Source organism: Subsaxibacter sp. CAU 1640 (assembly GCF_023156585.1).
Lineage (GTDB): Bacteria > Bacteroidota > Bacteroidia > Flavobacteriales > Flavobacteriaceae > JBPOFM01.
This window is the reverse complement of the sequence record NZ_JALNMI010000001.1, coordinates 321,947-341,045: the sequence shown is the minus strand read 5'-3', so window position 1 is coordinate 341,045 and position 19,099 is coordinate 321,947. Positions and strand designations below refer to the sequence as shown.

Sequence of the window (19,099 nt, the reverse complement as noted above, 5' to 3'; positions counted from 1 at the left end):
AATTTTATGACTGTTTCATTTTAAATTCAAAGATTAGTACAATCAGCCCAATTACATTATTTTTGTCCGATGCAAAAAATTGAATTCTATCAGAAGGCATTTCGTGAGTATCTTGAAGCTTTCGCCACGAAAAAAGAGCCAAAATCCCTGTATGAACCTATCAACTATATATTGATGTTGGGTGGCAAACGTTTACGTCCTGTACTCACGTTAATGACGGCAGATATTTTTGAAGGAAATTATCAAAAAGCGATGGATGCTGCATTAAGTGTTGAGGTCTTTCATAATTTTTCATTGGTTCACGATGATATTATGGATGATGCGCCTTTGAGACGAGGCAAAGAAACGGTTCACGAAAAATGGGATGTAAATACTGGGATTCTTTCTGGTGATGCGATGCTGATAATGGCGTATCAATTGTTTGAAAATTATGAGCCAAAAACGTTTCAATCATTGGCAAAATTGTTCAGCAGAACAGCTTTGGAAGTCTGTGAAGGTCAGCAATATGATGTCGATTTTGAAGTTCGGGACGATGTGACGATAGAAGAATATTTGAAGATGATTGAATATAAAACAGCCGTTTTGGTAGCCGCAGCGATGAAAATGGGTGCTATTGTTGCTGGAGCAACTGAAGCAAATCGAGATTTGATTTATGGCTTCGGAAAAAATTTGGGCATTGCGTTTCAGTTACAGGATGATTATTTGGATGCGTTTGGTGATGAAGCCACTTTTGGAAAGCAGATAGGAGGTGATATTATTGAAAATAAAAAAACGTTTTTATATCTGAAAGCTTTAGAATTTTCGAATGATGACGACAAACTTCAATTGGAACATTTATATGGCATCAGTCCTTCTGATTCGAGACAAAAAATAGAAACAGTGAAACACTTATTCGTGTCCAGCGGTTCAGCTGAAGCTACTCAAATGGCTATTAAAACTTATACAGACAAGGCTTTTTCTGTACTAGACACGTTGTCCATTTCAGACGATAATAAATTGATGTTGAGGAAATTTGGAGAGCAATTGATGAACAGAAATGTTTAAGACAGAAATGAAGGATATTGCTACATTTCAAGACTTGATTTCGGAAGCCAATTATTTGGAGTTGTATCCAAAATTGATTGCACAACTCAACAAAGATTTACTGTTTGCTAATCTCACTTTGGAATTTGAAGAAAATGTATTGCCTTCAAGTTTGAAGTTGATGCTTCAAGAAACCATCTATAAATTGATTCAGGAACGATTTATGGATTATCTCAATCTGCTCTACATCGTGGATGTTTCCGAAGAAAAAGTAAGGCAGTTGGATGGCAATGATACGCTTCAATTATCGGAAGACATTACATTTCTCATTTTGAAAAGAGAATGGCAAAAGGTTTGGTTTAAAAATAAACTCTGACAAAAGGCGCCCAAGGGTCGGCATAGATGCTCTTGTCTCGGTCATAAAGTACATCATATCGAATGCCAAACGCTACATTTTGAGTGCGATAACCTACACCCATAAACAAAGCAGGATACCAATAATTTTCATCAGCAATGCCGGTGGCATCTTCCCAATTGCGCTGAACATTGAGTTCTTCCAATTCGGCCGATAGTTGAATTTCCTGAATTGGATTAAAAAGTGCAATCAAGCTGCCTCCGAAGATAGTTGATTTAAAGAAATTCTTCCGAGAATTGTAAGTGCCATTTAAGCCTATTCCCAAAGCAAATTGTGGATTGAATTCATATATGGCGCTCGGAGCCAATGTTCCACTAAAAAAGCCATCGCCAAAACTTAAACCGATACCTCCACCGAAGCGTACGTGTTTCCAAAATTCGTTGGAATCAGACCTGGTATTTTGAGAAAAGGTGAGAGACGTAGAAATTACTAAAAACGCAAAAATCAAGGTCTTTTTTTGAAGAGTTTGAGGCAACATAATCGATTCAAGATTTAGATAATACAATATCATATAAATATACTAAAACCAATTCTAATTATGGTAAAAGTTGTATTTTTGGGGAAAATTTGAAAAGACTATAAAGTTTCAGAATTTATAATGGATAAATATTCTTTCCTCAATGCCGCGCATACAGCATATTTTGCTGATTTATACGACCAATATTTACAAAATCCCGATGCCGTTGAACCAAGTTGGAGAGCCTTTTTTCAAGGTTTTGATTTTGGTAGTGAAAATGCCGATCTAAATGGTGTTTTAGCAGAAAACTGTATTACTCCAGAAATTCCGGAGCACATGCAAAAGGAATTCAATGTGGTACGTTTGATAGATGGTTATCGTAATAGAGGCCATTTGTTTACAAAAACAAACCCTGTAAGAGAGCGTCGCAAATACGAGCCAACTTTGGCGTTAGAAAATTTCAATTTATCCAAAGACGATTTAAATACAGTTTTTTCTGCTGGAGAAATTCTCGGTATCGGAGCTCAAACTTTGAGTAGCATCATTGATCATCTGGAAAAAATTTACTGTTACTCCATAGGAGTGGAGTATATGTATATCAGAAATCCGAAGGAAATTCAATGGATTCAAAATAAACTGAATATCAATGACAATCAGCCAAAATTTTCTGTTGAACAAAAAAAGCATATCCTCAAAAAACTCAATGAAGCAGTGTCATTTGAAAACTTTTTGCACACAAAATATGTTGGTCAAAAACGTTTTTCACTTGAAGGTGGTGAATCTCTTATTCCAGCTTTAGATACCGTCATCGAGAAGGCTGCCGATTATGGTGTGCAAGAATTTGTAATGGGTATGGCACATCGTGGCCGTTTGAGTACTTTGATCAATATTTTTGGTAAATCTGCAAAAGATTTATTCAGTGAATTTGACGGTAAAGACTACGAGCAAGAAATATTTGATGGAGACGTCAAATACCATTTGGGCTGGACCAGCGATAGAGAAACCAAGGGAGGTAAAAAAATCAATTTGAATATAGCGCCTAACCCTTCGCATTTGGAAACCGTTGGTGCAGTTGTGGAAGGTATAGTTAGAGCCAAGCAAGATGATAAATATCCTGACAATCCATCACAAGTACTGCCTATAATTGTTCATGGCGATGCCGCGATAGCCGGACAAGGTATCGTGTATGAAATAATACAAATGGCGAAATTGGACGGTTATAAAACAAACGGAACCATTCATATTGTAGTAAATAACCAAGTTGGTTTTACTACAAATTATTTAGACGGCCGTTCCAGTACTTACTGTACAGATGTCGGAAAAGTGACGTTGTCACCAGTACTCCATGTCAATGCAGATGATGTTGAGGCAGTTGTTCACGCTATGTTGTTCGCTTTAGATTTCCGTATGGAATTTAAGCGAGATGTCTTTATCGATTTATTAGGTTATAGAAAATATGGTCATAACGAAGGTGATGAACCTCGTTTCACGCAACCAAAATTGTACAAGGCGATTGCCAGACACGATAATCCGAGAGAAATTTACAATAAGAAATTGTTGGCTGAAGGAATTATCGACAAAGATTATACGTCAAAACTTGAAGAAGAATACAAAGCATCTCTTGAGGAAAAACTTGAAGATTCACGTAAGGTAGAAAAAACCGTCATTACACCATTTATGCAAAATGAATGGAAAGATTTTGTAAATGTCACGGAAGTTGAAATGATGAAGCCTGTAGATACAAAAGTTTCAAAGGATAAATTATCTCAAATAACAGATGTTATTTCGTCATTGCCAAAAGACAAAAAGTTCATTAAAAAAATTGAGCGTCTTATAGAGTCGCGTAAAACAATGTTTGATGAAGATAAACTCGATTGGGCGATGGCAGAGCATTTGGCTTATGGAACATTGCTTGAAGAAGGTTATGATGTTCGTATTTCGGGTCAAGATGTAGAACGTGGTACCTTTTCACATCGTCATGCCGTTGTAAAGGTTGAAGATAGTGAGGAGGAAGTAGTCTTATTGAATCAAATAAGCGATAAACAAGGAATATTTTTCATATATAATTCGTTATTGTCAGAATATGGCGTTGTTGGTTTCGATTATGGTTACGCGATGGCAAGCCCAATAACTCTAACCATTTGGGAAGCACAATTTGGAGATTTCAGCAATGGAGCACAAATAATGATAGACCAATACATTTCTGCAGCAGAGGATAAATGGAAACTCCAAAACGGATTGGTGATGTTGTTGCCTCATGGATATGAAGGACAAGGTGCAGAACATTCCTCTGCCCGCATGGAACGTTATCTTCAGTTGTGTGCTGTGGACAATATGTATGTCGCAGATTGTACAACACCAGCAAACATGTATCATCTGCTTCGTAGACAAATGAAATCCAATTTCAGAAAACCATTGATTGTATTTACGCCAAAGAGTTTGTTGAGACATCCTAAATGTGTATCCACAGTTGAAGAGTTTGCCAATGGAAGTTTCCAAATGCTGATTGATGCTGAAAATGCGAAAGCTGAAAAAATCAAAACATTAGTGTTCCTAACAGGTAAGTTTTATTATGACTTGTTTGAAGAGCGCGAAAAATTAGGTAGAGACGATGTCGCTTTTGTACGGATTGAACAATTATTCCCATTACCTTCCGAAGAAATTAGAAGCGTTTTGAGAAAGTATAAAAATGCTGATGATGTTGTTTGGGCACAAGAAGAACCAAGAAACATGGGCGCTTACAGCCATATGTTGATGCATCTGGACGAAGCAAAATCCTTTAGGGTTGCTTCCTTAAGACCTTACGGAGCGCCTGCTGCTGGTAGTGCTATCCGCTCGAAGCGTCGTCATCAAGAAGTAATAGACTTTGTCTTTGATAAAACTAAAAATAACCAACGATAATTTAACAAAACACTAAAATAAAGAGTACGATGATTTTAGAAATGAAAGTTCCTTCGCCAGGAGAGTCCATCACAGAGGTTGAAATCGCAACGTGGTTGGTAGCTGATGGTGATTATGTGGAAAAAGATCAGGCCATCGCGGAAGTTGATAGCGATAAAGCTACTTTAGAATTGCCTGCCGAAGCAAGCGGAATTATTACTTTGAAGGCTGAAGAAGGAGATGCAGTTGCTGTGGGAGAAGTGGTGTGTTTAATCGACACCAGTGCTGAAAAACCTGATGGTGATTCACCTGCCAAAGAAGACCAAAAAGAAGAGACTAGTTCTAAAGAGGAAACGCCTAAAAAAGAAGAATCAAAACCTACTGTTGAAACTAAAACTTATGCTACAGGAACTGCAAGCCCTGCAGCAAAGAAAATATTGGCTGAAAAAAACATGGAGGCGTCTAATGTAAAAGGTACAGGAAAAGACGGACGAGTTACAAAGGATGACGCAGTTAAAGCTACGCCATCGATGGGTACACCTACAGGTGGAAATAGAGGAACTTCACGAAGTAAAATGTCCATGTTGCGGCGAAAAGTTGCTGAACGTCTGGTTGAAGCTAAAAACACAACGGCAATGCTGACAACTTTTAATGAAGTTGACATGTCGCCCATCTTTGCACTTCGTGAAGAGTATAAGGAAACTTTCAAAAACAAACACGGTGTAAGTTTGGGCTTCATGAGTTTCTTTACATTAGCAGTGGTTCGAGCATTGAAAATGTATCCAGCGGTCAATTCCATGATTGATGGTCAAGAAATGATAAGTTATGATTTCTGTGATATCAGTATAGCAGTTTCAGGACCGAAAGGCTTGATGGTTCCGGTAATTAGGAACGCTGAAAACTTAAGTTTTAGAGGTGTTGAGTCGGAAGTGAAACGTCTGGCCATAAGAGCGCGCGATGGTCAAATTACGGTGGATGAAATGACTGGAGGTACCTTTACTATTTCAAATGGTGGTGTCTTTGGAAGTATGTTGTCTACACCTATTATCAATCCTCCACAAAGTGGTATTCTAGGAATGCACAATATTGTTGAGCGGCCAGTGGCCATTGATGGACATGTTGAAATTCGCCCCATTATGTATGTAGCATTATCATATGATCATCGAATTATTGATGGTAAGGAGAGTGTTGGATTTTTGGTAGCTGTTAAAGAAGCTCTAGAAAACCCGACAGAACTGTTGATGGATAATGATGTTAAACGAGCATTGGAATTATAACAATCAACCTAAATGAACAAACTAAAGGGCAACTTCATCACAGTTGCCCTTTTACATTATTATAAACTCTAAAAAAAGTTAACAACGATATTTGCGGTTATAATGAGAACTGCACTCAAAATTAGACCGATGATCAAAATTGTGTTCGCGATACTATAATTGTTTTTTTTCATCGAAGAAATGAAACATCTTTAAGAATTTTTACTTCAAATAAAAACCCTGAATCAATGACAATTCAGGGCCCTTAACAATTACCCTAATAATTAACTAAAATAATAATGTAAATTTCGACATTACAAAAACACCAAACAATACGTAGAACTACGTATTTTTTAATGCTTATTGATTTATAGAGTCAATTATAGAAAATGAAAAAGCTCTTGATAAAAGAAAATCAAGAGCTTTTAATTTAAATAATCCCCCTAAGAATTAATAGCAATACAAATATCGTGGTTTAAATATTGCCAAACAATACGTAGAACTACGTATTTTTTAGGCCTATTATGTCATTTTCCTTATATTAAAAGCAAAAAGTTCAATCTGAATTTTCAGATTGAACTTCTTTCTAGATAATTAAACTAACTAATTAAAAATTAATAAGAATATTCATGGATATAATCAAAATTGAACTGATGATCAAACCAATAATAAAAAGCGTGTTGATTAAGCTGACCTTTGATTTCATTTGCCGTTTGTAAAACTTCTAGGGAAGAGCTCTATATCTATCGTTGATTATACAGAGCTCTTATCATCCTAAAAGGGAATTGATTAATAGCACTGTAAAGGTCGCAATAAATATAATATCGGTCAATACGTAGAACTACGTATTTTTACTCAAAAATTCTTCGTTTTCTTTTGCGAAAAGTGCCAAACTACCACCTTTAGATTCCAAATCAAGCTTTTTTATGATATGGCTTTTATGCTTTTCGACAGTTCTATCAGATATAAATAATATTTGACCAATTTCTTTAGCTGTTTTATTTTGAGCAATTAATTTTAATACTCGTCTTTCGGCGGGAGTTAGTAGCTCCAATTCTTCCGGAGCTTCATCAATTTCAAGATATTCTATCAATTCGGGACTAAAATAGCGGCTGCCCTCAAAAACCGAGGCTATACAGTTTTCTAATTCCGCAAGAGCAAATTCTTTCAGGACATAACCATAAATGTGAAGTGATTTCGCCTGTTTATAAATTGATTCTTCCTTTTCAAAAGTTATTAGAACGATTTTTGTTGATAGATTTTGTTCGTTACATATTTTTGCTATTTCGAGTCCGGTGAGATGGGGCATTCTAATATCTAAAACAGCGATGTCTGGCTCCAATTCTTTTATTAATTCAAATGCATCTTTACCATTCGTTGCACTTGCCAACACGTTGTAATCTTTTTCTACTAAAAAGTCATTAAGTCCTTTTAGGATTAAAGGGTGATCGTCAGCTATGATGATTGAAGCTTGCATGTGCTATTAATATGAGGGATTTGAAGTATAAAGATACTTACTTTTAACGAAAGGAAATGGATTACGCTACAATTTAAGATATAAATACTTTTTTTCGTAATCAATGATTGCTTTTCCCTTTTTCAATATATCAGCGCCAATAATACCGTCTACAGGTTTTGCCTGATGCGCGGTAAGTGCCATGTTAACATGGATTAAATTAAAAAGGATTAATGCTACTTTATCCTTTTTCCATTTACCGATTTTCACCTTGTTCTTTTTTGCAATTTGCGTAAGCATATCTGTCGCACCAGCGCCTGCAGCTTTTATCTCGCTATCTTTCGCTTTTAGTTTGAAAGTTTCTATCGCTTCAAAACCAACACAAGAGCTAGAGGCGCCAGTGTCTAAAATGAACAGACCTTTGACACCGTTGATGGTTGCTTTCATTTCAAAATGATTGGTCTTGGTGAGGGTCAATTTTATTTTGGTATAACCTTTTTCTAGAAGGAAATCTTTTAACGTTGTCATCATTTTATGTTTCTACAAATATAAAACGATTAATTTTGTATTATGATTATTACTGACACTCACACCCATTTATATAGTGAAGCATTCGACGAGGATCGTCATGACATGATTCAACGCGCTATCAATCTTAATGTTTCACGATTTTTTATTCCAGCTATAGACTCGACTTATACAGACTCAATGTTGCAACTGGAAGCTGATTTTCCTGAAAATGTCTTTTTGATGATGGGCCTTCATCCAACGCATGTCAAAGACAATTATAAGGATGAGTTGCATCATGTTGAAATGATGCTATCAAAGCGAAGGTTTTATGCTGTAGGCGAAATAGGCATTGATTTATATTGGGACAAGAGCACTTTACCAATTCAAATTGAAGCTTTCAAGTATCAAATTAAATTAGCTAAAAAGTATCAGCTCCCCATTGTCATTCATTGCAGGGAGGCGTTTGACGAGATTTTTGAAGTTTTGGAAGAAGAAAAGAGCGAAAATTTGTATGGGATTTTTCATTGCTTCACGGGAAATCTAGAACAGGCCAAAAAGGCAATTTCTTATAACATGAAATTAGGTATTGGTGGTGTTGCAACTTTCAAAAATGGTGGTATCGATCAATTTTTGAGCCAGATAGATCTGCATCATATTGTCTTGGAAACAGACGCTCCTTATTTATCCCCAAAGCCATTCAGAGGAAAGCGAAACGAAAGTTCATACATTGTTAAGGTGTTAGAAAAGCTTTCAGAAATATATGATGTTTCCGAAGAAAAAATAGCTGACATTACGACTCATAATTCAAAGGACATCTTTAAAATATAAGTATGCCAACGACTCAACCTAACATTTTGCTTATTTACACAGGAGGAACCATTGGAATGATCAAGGATCCAAATTCAGGTGCTTTGAAGTCTTTCGATTTTAACAATCTTCTCAAGAAAATCCCAGAACTGAAATTGCTGGATTGTAACATCAAAACAGTTTCATTTGAGAATCCTATAGATTCTTCGAACATGAATCCGAAGTATTGGATAAAGATGGCAGAAATCATCGAAGCTAATTACAATGAGTTTGATGGATTTGTTGTGTTGCATGGAAGCGATACTATGAGTTATTCAGCTTCTGCCTTAAGTTTTATGCTCGAGAATCTAACCAAACCTGTAATTTTCACAGGCTCTCAACTTCCTATTGGTGATTTGCGCACTGATGCCAAGGAAAATCTGATAACAACCATTCAAATGGCTTCCCAACAGTTAAACGGAAAACCGATTATAAGAGAAGTTGGGCTATACTTTGAGTATAAATTATACAGAGGTAATAGGACGACAAAAATAAATGCAGAACATTTTGAAGCATTCGAGTCTTTGAATTATCCCTGCCTGGCAGAGTCTGGTGTGCATTTAAAGATATATAAGGAGTATTTGTTAAAGCCAAACCCACGGAAAAAATTGAAAGTACACAAGAACTTTGGCACTAACATCGCGTTAATTAAACTCTTCCCAGGTATTTCTAAATCTGTATTAGAGAGTGTTTTAAACACAAAAAGCCTTGAAGGCGTTATCTTGGAAACCTATGGAGCAGGAAATACCACCACCGAAAAATGGTTTTTAGACCTTATAAAGCAAACATTGGTAAGAGGGTTGCCAATTATCAATGTGACACAATGTTCAGGTGGAAGTGTCATGATGGGACAATACGAAACAAGCTCCCAGCTTCTAACTTTAGGACTTATTTCGGGGAAAGATATTACTACAGAAGCAGCTATTGCAAAACTCATGTATTTGCTTGGTGAAAATATTTCCGCTAAAACATTCAAAACCATATTTGAAACGCCTTTAAGGGGAGAAATGTCTTAAAATTAACGCACAAAATTTTTTTGCACTGAAAGTTTTTTCGTTATTTGGCAGTCAAATTTTAAAAAACTAGAGAGGTGGCCGAGTGGTCGAAGGCGCACGCCTGGAAAGTGTGTATACGCCAAAAGCGTATCGAGGGTTCGAATCCCTTCCTCTCTGCAAAATAATTTAATTGAGATAAGAGGGTTAAATCAAATGTCTTTCATATCTTTGGAAATACCAATGATTTTGGGCGTTAACGAAATGTGAAATACCATACTCTATACCGTTAATTTATTTTTTAATTATAATTTTTTTTTATCTTTAACACTTTAACTAATAAAATTAAAACAGAACAATGAAAAGATTATTTTCTATCCTTGCCATAACAGGTATCATGGCTTTTGGAAATGTTAGTGCAACTACGTTTGCAACCACAACGGCAACGACTACAGTTGCAACTTTAGCTCAAGAAGAAGATGAAACGGCTGCTGCTCCTGCAGAGGAGGAATTAGGGTTTCACCAAGAGCTAAAAAAGCGTTTTATTGAAGGTGGACCTGGCTTTATGGGTATTGTACTTTTGTGTTTAATTCTTGGTTTGGCAATCGCTATTGAGAGAATCATATTCTTAAACTTATCTACTACAAATACCAAAAAATTAACTCAAGATGTTGAAGACGCATTGAATTCTGGAGGTGTTGAAGCCGCTAAAGAAGTGTGCAGAAACACAAAGGGTCCTGTTGCTTCTATATTCTATCAAGGTCTGGATAGAACTGATGAAGGTATTGATGCAGTTGAAAAAGCCGTTGTTGCTTACGGTGGTGTTCAAATGGGACAATTGGAGAAAAATGTATCTTGGATTTCATTGTTCATTGCTTTAGCACCAATGTTAGGTTTCATGGGAACTGTTATTGGTATGATTCAAGCATTTGATAAAATTGAGGCTGCGGGTGATATGCAACCATCTTTAGTTGCTGGTGGTATTAAAGTAGCGCTTTTGACCACGGTATTTGGTCTTATTGTTGCAATTATTCTTCAAATTTTCTACAACTACATCATAGCTAAAATTGATAGCATCGTTAACGATATGGAGGATGCATCAATTACTTTAATGGATATTTTGATCAGAAGAAGAAAATAATAAAAAAAATATTTTATTTGAATTATGTATAAAGTTTTAAAAATAATAGCAGCATTATTAAGCTTGGCAGGCATCATCTTCCTGATTATGATTATTGCCAAGGGAGATGAGGCTATCAAAGCAGCTTCTTTAGATGGAGATACGTCTGCAGTTGATCCTATGGCATTTGTCACATATATAATATTTGCTTTGACATTGGCATTCGTTCTGTTTTTTGTAGTAACAAATCTGTTTACGAATACTGCATCATTAAAAAATACGTTAATAGGTATAGGAGCGTTTTTAGTCGTTTTGGTGATTTCTTATGTGCTTTCTAGCGGAGCAGATGCAGGAAACTATTTTTATAATGGTGTAGCTGCGACTCCTACAGAGGCCAAAATGGCTGGGGCAGGACTTATTGCGTTCTATATTTTAGTCGTTGCAGCAGCAGCAGCAATGCTTTGGGCAGGAATTAAAAAAATGACAACTTAATATGGCTAAAAGAGCAGCACCAGAGGTTAATGCAGGCTCAATGGCAGATATCGCCTTTTTGCTACTTATCTTCTTCTTGGTAACAACTACTATTGAAACTGATACTGGTTTGAATAGAAAGTTGCCACCAATGGATGATGAGCAAACAGAGCCACCTATCATTAAAGAAAAGAACATCTTCACTGTTTTGATTAACGGTAAAAATCAATTATTGGTAGAAGATGAACTTATGGAACTTAAAGATTTGCGTAAAGCGGCTTTGGAGTTCTTGGACAATGGTGGAGGTACTGGAGATGACGCTTGCAGTTATTGTAAAGGTAAAAAAGATCCATCGTCTTCAGACAATCCTGATAAGGCCATTATTTCTTTAAAGAATGAAAGAGAAACAACTTATTCTACCTATATATCGGTTCAAAATGAATTGGTTGCAGCTTACAATATTTTAAGAGATAGAAGAGCTGAAGAATTATATGGGATGACCTTGGCCGAAATGGAAAAGGACTATGATGACGTTAATTTTCAAGGGAACAAAGACAAGCTCAAAGAAAAAATTGAGCGAATTAAGATTGAGTACCCGCAAAAATTATCGGAAGTACAATAATAATTTAGAAAACTAGAAAACTAAATGGGTAAGTTTAATAAAAAGAAATCGGGTGATTTACCTGCGATATCAACGGCTTCGTTACCTGATATTGTATTTATGCTCTTATTTTTCTTTATGGTGGCCACAGTAATGCGTGAAAACACACTGAAGATCAAGAATACATTGCCAAGTGCCGATCAGGTAGAGAAACTTGACAAAAAGGATTTGATCATGTATATCTACGTTGGTCAACCTCAAGAACGTTATCAAGGTCAATACGGAAAAGAGTCACGTATTCAATTGAATGACAAGTTTGCAGATATTGGAGACATTAAAGCTTTTATTGCTGCTGAACGTGCTTCTAAAAGAGAAGAGTTAAGAGACTACTTAACAACAGCTCTAAAAGTCGATAAAGATGCCAATATGGGTATTGTCAGTGATATCAAAGAGGAATTGAGAAAAGAAAATGCTTTGAAGATTAACTATACCACTCGTCAAGGTGATATTTCTCAAAATAAAGATTAATTTTATTGTTAATGAAAAGAAAACCTCCTGATTGACTTCAGGAGGTTTTTTTATGAATCTATTTTTCGAATTTTATGTAGCAGGATTCGGAATTCTACTGTGAACTTCTTCAATTGCATTCAAAACGTCCTTTTTTAAATTGATATGAATGCTGTCTATGTTTTCTTTTAGTTGATTCATAGTGGTGGCGCCAATAATGTTACTTGTTACAAATGGACGCTCTGTGACGAATGCCAATGCCATTTGGGATGGTTTCAATTCGTATTTTTGAGCGATTTCCAGATAGGCTTTTGTAGCTTCTGTTGATTGTTTAGAACTATATCTAGAAAAACGTGGAAACAAATTCAATCGAGAAGAATCTGAATCTGTGCCATTGATGTATTTACCTGATAGTACACCAAAAGCCATTGGTGAATATGCCAACAATCCTATGTTTTCTCTTAAAGCTATTTCTGCCATATCACCTTCAAAAACTCTATTGATTAATGAATAAGCGTTCTGAACGGTAATCATTCGAGGTAAATTATTGGTTTTTGATTCTTCAAGATAGCGCATCGTGCCCCAAGCTTTTTCGTTGGAAATTCCAATATGCCTTATTTTTCCAGAGTTGATAATGGTATCAAGCGTGTGGAGAATTTCGTTGAAATTATCTTTCCAGCCATCATTTGTGTGTTTATAATCTCTAGTTCCAAAAGTGTTTGTAGTACGTTCTGGCCAATGCAGCTGATATAAATCAATATAATCCGTTTTCAAACGTTTCAAACTTTGATTGACAGCATCTTTTAGAGCTTCTGGACTGAATCCATTTGTTCTTATGTGGGCTGTGTAATCGCCAGGGCCAGCAATCTTCGAGGCTAGAACTATTTTATTGCGATTGCCTGTTTTCTGAAACCAATTACCAATAATACGCTCGGTTTCTGCATAGGTTTCTTTTTGTGCTGGTACGGGATAGAGTTCTGCTGTATCAAAAAAGTTGATGCCTTGGTCTAAAGCATAATCCATTTGCTCAAAGCCTTCGCCCTGGGTATTTTGATTTCCCCAAGTCATTGTGCCTAAACAAAGTTTACTCACTTTAATGTCGGTATGTGGAAGTGTTGTGTATTTCAAAATAGTAAAGTTTTTAAAACAAAAACCTTTCAAGTTTATAGTTCCTGAAAGGTTTTTATAATATTTAATTTATTGTTTTAGTCATTTAAAAGTTTAGAGATTTCATCCAATTTTGGAGTGAGGATAACCTCGATTCTTCTATTCTTGGCTTTTCCTTCAGCAGTATCATTGGAAGCCACTGGAGCAAATTCGCCACGTCCAGCTGCCGTCAAGTTTTCAGGATTGATTCCCGCGTTTTCTCTTAATATTTCAACAATAGCAGTGGCACGTTTGGTTGATAAATCCCAGTTGCCTGAAAGCTGACCAGAACCGGTGTAAGGCACGTTGTCTGTGTGGCCTTCTATCAATACAGCAATGTCCGGATTTACGGCTAAAACACTTCCTAATTGCTTTACAGCTTCTCTACCATTTTTACCAACAGCCCAACTTCCAGATTCAAACAACAATTTGTTTTCCATAGATACATAGACCTTTCCGTCGCGTTGCTCAACAGTAAGACCTTTGCCTTCAAAATTGGTCAATGCTTTGGAAATGGCATCTTTCAATCTCGACATTGCTGCATCTTTAGAAGAGATGATGTTTTCCAGTTCTGCAATACGTTGCGAGCGAGCTTCCATATCTTTTTTCAATTTTTCAAGTCGCGCGTTTTCGGCAGCAAGAGCCTGTTCTTTGGCTTCCAATTGCGCCAATAATTCTCTATTCTTTTTAGCATTTTCGGCAATGGCAGAAGAACTGTTTTGTTCTAATGCATCATAGGATTTTTGCAAATTGTCGAGATTGGTAGTTGTGGCATCTAAATCTTTTTGAAGTTGGTCGCGTTTTGCAATGGCAGCTTCATAATTTTTTCGAAGTGTTGCCAATTCTGAATTCGCAGTTGCCAATGACTTTGACAAGGATGTTTTTTCGTCAGATAAATTCCGGTTTTCTTTTTTTAAAGCTGCATATCTGTTTTCTAAATCGGTATAGAGTTTTTTCGACACACAAGAAGTGGTCAAAATCAATACCAGCGCTATTAATGGCAATTTTTTAATCATTGTTGTTTAGAGATTTAAAGTTTTTTTATTAGTTGAATTAATTTTAATACGTTTATGCGACTGCGGCTGATAACTAATCTTCAATTTCAAGTAAAATAGGGCAATGGTCGCTATGTACAGCATCCGAAAGGATAACGCTTCGCTTCAATTTTTCTTGTAAAGGAGAACTTACCATTCCATAATCCAAGCGCCAACCTTTGTTATTTGCTCTCGAATTGGCTCTGTAACTCCACCAAGTGTAATTGTGAGGGTCTTTATTGAAATGTCTAAAAGAATCTATAAATCCATTATTGATAAATGCTCCAATCCATTTTCTTTCGACAGGCAAGAAACCAGAAACAGTTGATAAGCCCTTTGGGTTATGAATGTCTATCTCTTCGTGACAAATGTTGTAATCACCACAAACAATTAAGTTTGGAATTTCTTTGACAAGCTGATTTATATAGTCTTGGAACATATCCATATAATCAAACTTGTGTTGTAAACGAGCATCGTTGGTGCCTGATGGCAGGTATAAACTCATCACAGAAAAATTATCAAAATCAGCCCTCAAGTTCCGACCTTCATTATCCATCGATTCAATGCCTGTGCCATATTCCACGTGGTTGGGTTTAATTTTGCTCAAAATGGCAACGCCGCTATAACCTTTCTTTTGTGCACTGAACCAATAGTGATAGGTGTAACCAGCTTCTTCAAAAACACTGACATCCAACTGCTCTTTCATAGCCTTTATTTCCTGCAAGCATACTACATCAGCATTTGTAGTCTTTAGCCAATCGATAAAGCCCTTGTTTAGTGCGGCTCTAATGCCATTGACGTTATAGGAGATGATTTTCATAACGTATGTTTAGAATTTCAGCTAAATTAAATAATACAGTACTTTTATGCCATAACTTTTATGGACATTTTAACTGTAAAATATATTTGGCCTAAAGAAGTTTATATATTGAATGAAAATTACTGTTTCACTTGCTTTTATGTTGATGTGTTTTTGCGCCTTCGCACAAGAACCAATATCTAATTATAGAACAAAGAAAATTGCAGTGCGAGACAGTATTCAGGTTGATACCGTAAGCATCAATTCCAGCAAATTTGTTTTAAAGACAAAAGCAAACGTCGTCATCGACAGTTCATTTTACAACATCGACTTTTCAAAGGCACTTTTGACCTTTAAAAAACCACTTGAAACGGATTCCGTCATTGTAGATTATTTGCGTTATCCAGATTTTATGACACGAAAATATTTTCAGTTGGATGATAAAATCATTGTTGAGAACACCAGTAATATGCAGCGTTTGTATCAATTGTCTCAATCTACCATTACTCAAAATTTCACGCCTTTTGATGGACTTACGACTTCTGGTAGTATTTCAAGGGGTGTCACCATTGGAAATAATCAAAATTCGGTGTTGAACAGCGAACTCGATTTGCAGATTTCCGGGAAGTTGAGCGACAAGGTGTCGTTGCGAGCTTCGATTCAGGATGCCAACATTCCTCTGCAAGAAATTGGCTATTCGCAACGTTTGGATGAATTTGACCAAGTATTTATTGAATTGTTCAGTGATAAATGGAGCATTAGGGCAGGAGATATCGATTTAGAAAACAATAACACGTATTTCGGCCGATTCAGTAAGCGCGTGCAAGGACTTTTAGCCAACGTCAATATTGAAAAGGAAGAATCTCGAACCAATATTTTTGCGTCCGGTGCTTTGGTACGAGGTCAGTTTACAACCAGTCAATTTTTAGCACAGGAAGGAAATCAAGGACCATATAAACTTCGTGGACCTAATAATGAATTGTTCGTGCTCATAGTATCTGGTAGTGAAACGGTTTACGTCAATGGCTTGCCAATCAAACGTGGTGAAAGTGAAGATTACATCATCGATTACAATGCTGGAGAAATCATTTTTAATTCGACCTTTCCGATTACTTCTGAAATGCGAATTACCGTTGATTATCAATTTAGTGAACGGAATTTTTCTCGATTTACTGTTTTCGGTGGCAGCAACTATGAAACAGAAAAACTGAAACTTGGTGTTTCTGTGTATTCTGAAATCGATTCAAAAAATCAGCCATTACAACAAAATCTTTCACCAGAACAAGTGGCAATTCTTTCCAATGCTGGTGACGATGAATCCTTGATGGTAGCACCTTCTGGAGTTCCTGAAGTGTACAACGAAAACCGGATTTTATATAAAAAAGAACTGATAGATGGAGTAGAAGCTTTTGTGTTTTCGACAAATCCGGAAGATGAATTATTCAGCGTGAAGTTTCAAGCAGTTGGAGACAATCAAGGAGATTATATTCTTGTGAACAGTAATGCCATCAACAACATTTATGAATATGTGGCTCCAATTGCTGGAGTTCCTCAAGGTAATTTTGCGCCGATAGTACGATTGATAGCTCCTGAAAAGTTGCAATTGGCTGTCATCAACGGAAGTTATCGACCATCTGAAAAAACCGATATTTATTTTGAAGCAGCTGGAAGCAAAAATGACTTGAATTTATTTTCAAGCTTGGATGATGCCAACAACGATGGTTTTGCAGGAAAACTGCGTGTGAAACAACATATTATCAAAAAAGATAGCCTTTGGAATTTATCGGCTATTGTCGATGCTGACCTTATTCAAGAAAATTTCAAAACCATTCAGCGTCTTTACAATGCCGAATTTAATAGAGATTGGAATTTAGAATCGCCACGTGGTGACCAGCAATTGTTATCAGCCGGATTGGAACTTCTTCATCCTCAAAAGGGATTGGCTATTTATAAGTTTGAACATCTCAATTTTTCAGAAAACTTCAATGGGAATCGACATAACTTATTGGCAAGTTTGCGTTTTGATCGATGGAATGTTTTTTCAAATTCTAGCATTTTGAACAATCAAAGCGATGTGTCCACGTCTACCTTTTTGCGCTCATTCAATAGAGTGACGTATAGTTTTGATAAACAATGGATAGGTACAAAATTGGCGACAGAAGACAATGAGCAAAGAACAGTTTCAAATGACAGCCTTATGCCATTGAGCCAGCGTTTTAAATCTTATGAAATTTTCACAGGAATTGGCGACAGCACAAAAGTGTTTGTGGAAGTTGGTTACAAGCATCGCGTCAACGACAGCTTACGATTGAATAGAATCGAAAAAGTCAATACCTCAAATACCTATTACGTCAAGTCTAAAATCATTCAGAATGCCACTACAGACTTGGGACTTTTTGTCAATTATCGAAATTTAAAATCAGAAGATGAAACCATTGCGGATGAACAATCCCTCAACTCAAGGTTGACTTATAATCAGCAATTGTTCAATCAAATTGTGCAATGGAACACCATTTTTGAAACCAATTCCGGAAGCCTTCCACAACAGGATTTTACCTATGTTCAGGTCGAGCCTGGGCAAGGTGCTTACACTTGGATTGATTATAACGAAAACGGCGTTCAGGAACTCAATGAGTTTGAAATTGCACAATTTCAGGATGAAGGTGAATACATCAGAGTACTTTTGCCGAACCAGATTTTTGTTAAAACACATCAAAATCGGTTGAGCCAGACGTTGACTATCAATCCTCAACAATGGTCAGTTGAAGAGAGCAAATCGAAGAAATTCTGGTCGCATTTTTACAATCAAACGTCTTATTTGGTGGATCGAAAAATCAGAAAAGAAGGAAATGATTTTGATTTGAATCCGTTTGAAGGCGATGAAGATAATCAGCTGGCACTCAACAAAAGTGTCAGAAATGTACTTTTCTTCAATAGAGGGAAACAGCGTTACACAACTTCCTATACCTTTTTGACGAATACAAGTAGAACGCTACTTTCCATTGGTTTTCAAGAAAGCAAATTGAAAAGTCATCAAGTTAACTTTAACCACAAATTTACCACGAGTTGGTTGATAAATTTGACGTCTAGTTTGGATACCAATGAAAGTTTGAGCGAAAATTTTGCAACGAGAAATTATATCATAGATGAGGTGAGATTACAGCCAAAACTATCTTATTTATTCAGTGAAAATGCACGTTTTGATGTGTTTTATCAATATACGTCAAAAGACAATACCATAGGAAATATGGAGCTATTGCTTCAGAACAATTATGGCGTGTCTTTTACTTATAACAACGGTCAGAAGATAGCTTTGAATGGAGAAATCAACTTTTTTGACAATGATTTTGAGGGCAATGCAAATACTCCAGTTTCATATCAAATGCTCGAAGGTTTGCAACCAGGAAAGAACTTTACGTGGAGTTTATTGGCTCAAAAGAAATTGACAACCTATTTGGATTTGAATCTGAATTACTTCGGAAGGAAAACAGAAACTTCAAAAACCATCCACACAGGAACGATTCAATTGAAAGCGTATTTTTAAACAAAAAAGCTCGAGCAAATACTCGAGCTTCAATATAATTTT

At 36.3% G+C, this 19,099-nt stretch carries 17 protein-coding genes and 1 tRNA gene; 12 read left to right on the top strand and 6 right to left on the bottom strand.

Annotated elements, in window-relative coordinates:
• Positions 1-69 precede the first annotated feature (69 nt).
• On the top strand, positions 70-1,044 hold the full coding sequence (locus M0G43_RS01480; RefSeq protein ID WP_248022796.1) for a polyprenyl synthetase family protein: 975 nt from the start codon (positions 70-72) through the stop codon (positions 1,042-1,044).
• A complete protein-coding gene (locus M0G43_RS01475; RefSeq protein ID WP_411039831.1) occupies positions 1,037-1,399 on the top strand; it encodes a hypothetical protein in 363 nt (120 codons plus the stop codon). Before M0G43_RS01480 ends, M0G43_RS01475 begins: the two co-directional genes overlap by 8 nt.
• Here the strand turns inward: M0G43_RS01475 and M0G43_RS01470 are convergent.
• Positions 1,383-1,916: an alpha-ketoglutarate decarboxylase gene (locus tag M0G43_RS01470; protein WP_248022795.1), complete on the bottom strand. Its 534-nt coding sequence runs from the start codon at positions 1,914-1,916 to the stop codon at positions 1,383-1,385. The two genes, M0G43_RS01475 and M0G43_RS01470, sit on opposite strands and share 17 nt — an antisense overlap.
• 120 nt (positions 1,917-2,036) lie before the next feature.
• On the opposite strand from M0G43_RS01470, the gene M0G43_RS01465 reads away from it, so the two are divergent.
• Both M0G43_RS01465 and odhB read left to right on the top strand, forming a co-directional pair.
• Positions 2,037-4,796 carry a 2-oxoglutarate dehydrogenase E1 component gene (locus tag M0G43_RS01465; protein ID WP_248022793.1) on the top strand — a complete coding sequence of 920 codons (2,760 nt, stop codon included), beginning with the start codon at positions 2,037-2,039 and terminating at the stop codon, positions 4,794-4,796.
• Positions 4,797-4,825: 29 nt separating this feature from the next.
• On the top strand, positions 4,826-6,052 hold the full coding sequence (odhB, locus tag M0G43_RS01460; protein WP_248022792.1) for a 2-oxoglutarate dehydrogenase complex dihydrolipoyllysine-residue succinyltransferase: 1,227 nt from the start codon (positions 4,826-4,828) through the stop codon (positions 6,050-6,052).
• A gap of 820 nt (positions 6,053-6,872) precedes the next feature.
• Here the strand turns inward: odhB and M0G43_RS01455 are convergent.
• Both M0G43_RS01455 and M0G43_RS01450 read right to left on the bottom strand, forming a co-directional pair.
• A complete protein-coding gene (locus tag M0G43_RS01455; protein WP_248022791.1) occupies positions 6,873-7,508 on the bottom strand; it encodes a response regulator in 636 nt (211 codons plus the stop codon).
• Between the two features lie 66 nt (positions 7,509-7,574).
• Positions 7,575-8,015 carry a TIGR02281 family clan AA aspartic protease gene (locus M0G43_RS01450; protein ID WP_248022790.1) on the bottom strand — a complete coding sequence of 147 codons (441 nt, stop codon included), beginning with the start codon at positions 8,013-8,015 and terminating at the stop codon, positions 7,575-7,577.
• A gap of 42 nt (positions 8,016-8,057) precedes the next feature.
• On the opposite strand from M0G43_RS01450, the gene M0G43_RS01445 reads away from it, so the two are divergent.
• The 7 genes from M0G43_RS01445 to M0G43_RS01415 all read left to right on the top strand — a co-directional run bounded on the left by M0G43_RS01445 (position 8,058) and on the right by M0G43_RS01415 (position 12,555).
• Entirely contained in the window at positions 8,058-8,825 is a 768-nt protein-coding gene (locus M0G43_RS01445) for a TatD family hydrolase (RefSeq protein ID WP_248022789.1), read from the top strand.
• Positions 8,826-8,827: 2 nt separating this feature from the next.
• Complete coding sequence (locus M0G43_RS01440; protein WP_248022788.1) at positions 8,828-9,859, top strand: asparaginase; 1,032 nt, start codon at positions 8,828-8,830, stop codon at positions 9,857-9,859.
• Positions 9,860-9,927: 68 nt separating this feature from the next.
• Positions 9,928-10,015: transfer RNA gene (locus M0G43_RS01435), tRNA-Ser, on the top strand.
• A 178-nt stretch (positions 10,016-10,193) separates the two neighbouring features.
• On the top strand, positions 10,194-10,976 hold the full coding sequence (locus M0G43_RS01430; protein WP_248022787.1) for a MotA/TolQ/ExbB proton channel family protein: 783 nt from the start codon (positions 10,194-10,196) through the stop codon (positions 10,974-10,976).
• Positions 10,977-11,000: 24 nt separating this feature from the next.
• The gene (locus M0G43_RS01425) at positions 11,001-11,447 is read left to right on the top strand and encodes a hypothetical protein (protein WP_248022785.1); all 447 of its coding nucleotides are present in this window, start codon (positions 11,001-11,003) and stop codon (positions 11,445-11,447) included.
• Position 11,448: 1 nt separating this feature from the next.
• Positions 11,449-12,048, top strand: a complete 600-nt coding sequence (locus M0G43_RS01420; RefSeq protein WP_248022784.1) for an ExbD/TolR family protein — start codon at positions 11,449-11,451, stop codon at positions 12,046-12,048.
• A 24-nt stretch (positions 12,049-12,072) separates the two neighbouring features.
• Positions 12,073-12,555: an ExbD/TolR family protein gene (locus tag M0G43_RS01415; RefSeq protein WP_248022782.1), complete on the top strand. Its 483-nt coding sequence runs from the start codon at positions 12,073-12,075 to the stop codon at positions 12,553-12,555.
• Between the two features lie 72 nt (positions 12,556-12,627).
• Here the strand turns inward: M0G43_RS01415 and M0G43_RS01410 are convergent, their stop codons facing one another.
• From M0G43_RS01410 to M0G43_RS01400, 3 genes are all read right to left on the bottom strand, one after another.
• A complete protein-coding gene (locus tag M0G43_RS01410) occupies positions 12,628-13,662 on the bottom strand; it encodes an NADP(H)-dependent aldo-keto reductase (protein WP_248022780.1) in 1,035 nt (344 codons plus the stop codon).
• A gap of 77 nt (positions 13,663-13,739) precedes the next feature.
• A complete protein-coding gene (locus M0G43_RS01405; protein WP_248022778.1) occupies positions 13,740-14,696 on the bottom strand; it encodes an OmpA family protein in 957 nt (318 codons plus the stop codon).
• A 73-nt stretch (positions 14,697-14,769) separates the two neighbouring features.
• A complete protein-coding gene (locus M0G43_RS01400) occupies positions 14,770-15,534 on the bottom strand; it encodes an exodeoxyribonuclease III (protein ID WP_248022777.1) in 765 nt (254 codons plus the stop codon).
• 112 nt (positions 15,535-15,646) lie between these two features.
• Between M0G43_RS01400 and M0G43_RS01395 the strand changes: the two genes are divergently transcribed.
• Positions 15,647-19,057: a hypothetical protein gene (locus M0G43_RS01395; protein WP_248022775.1), complete on the top strand. Its 3,411-nt coding sequence runs from the start codon at positions 15,647-15,649 to the stop codon at positions 19,055-19,057.
• Positions 19,058-19,099: the final 42 nt, after the last annotated feature.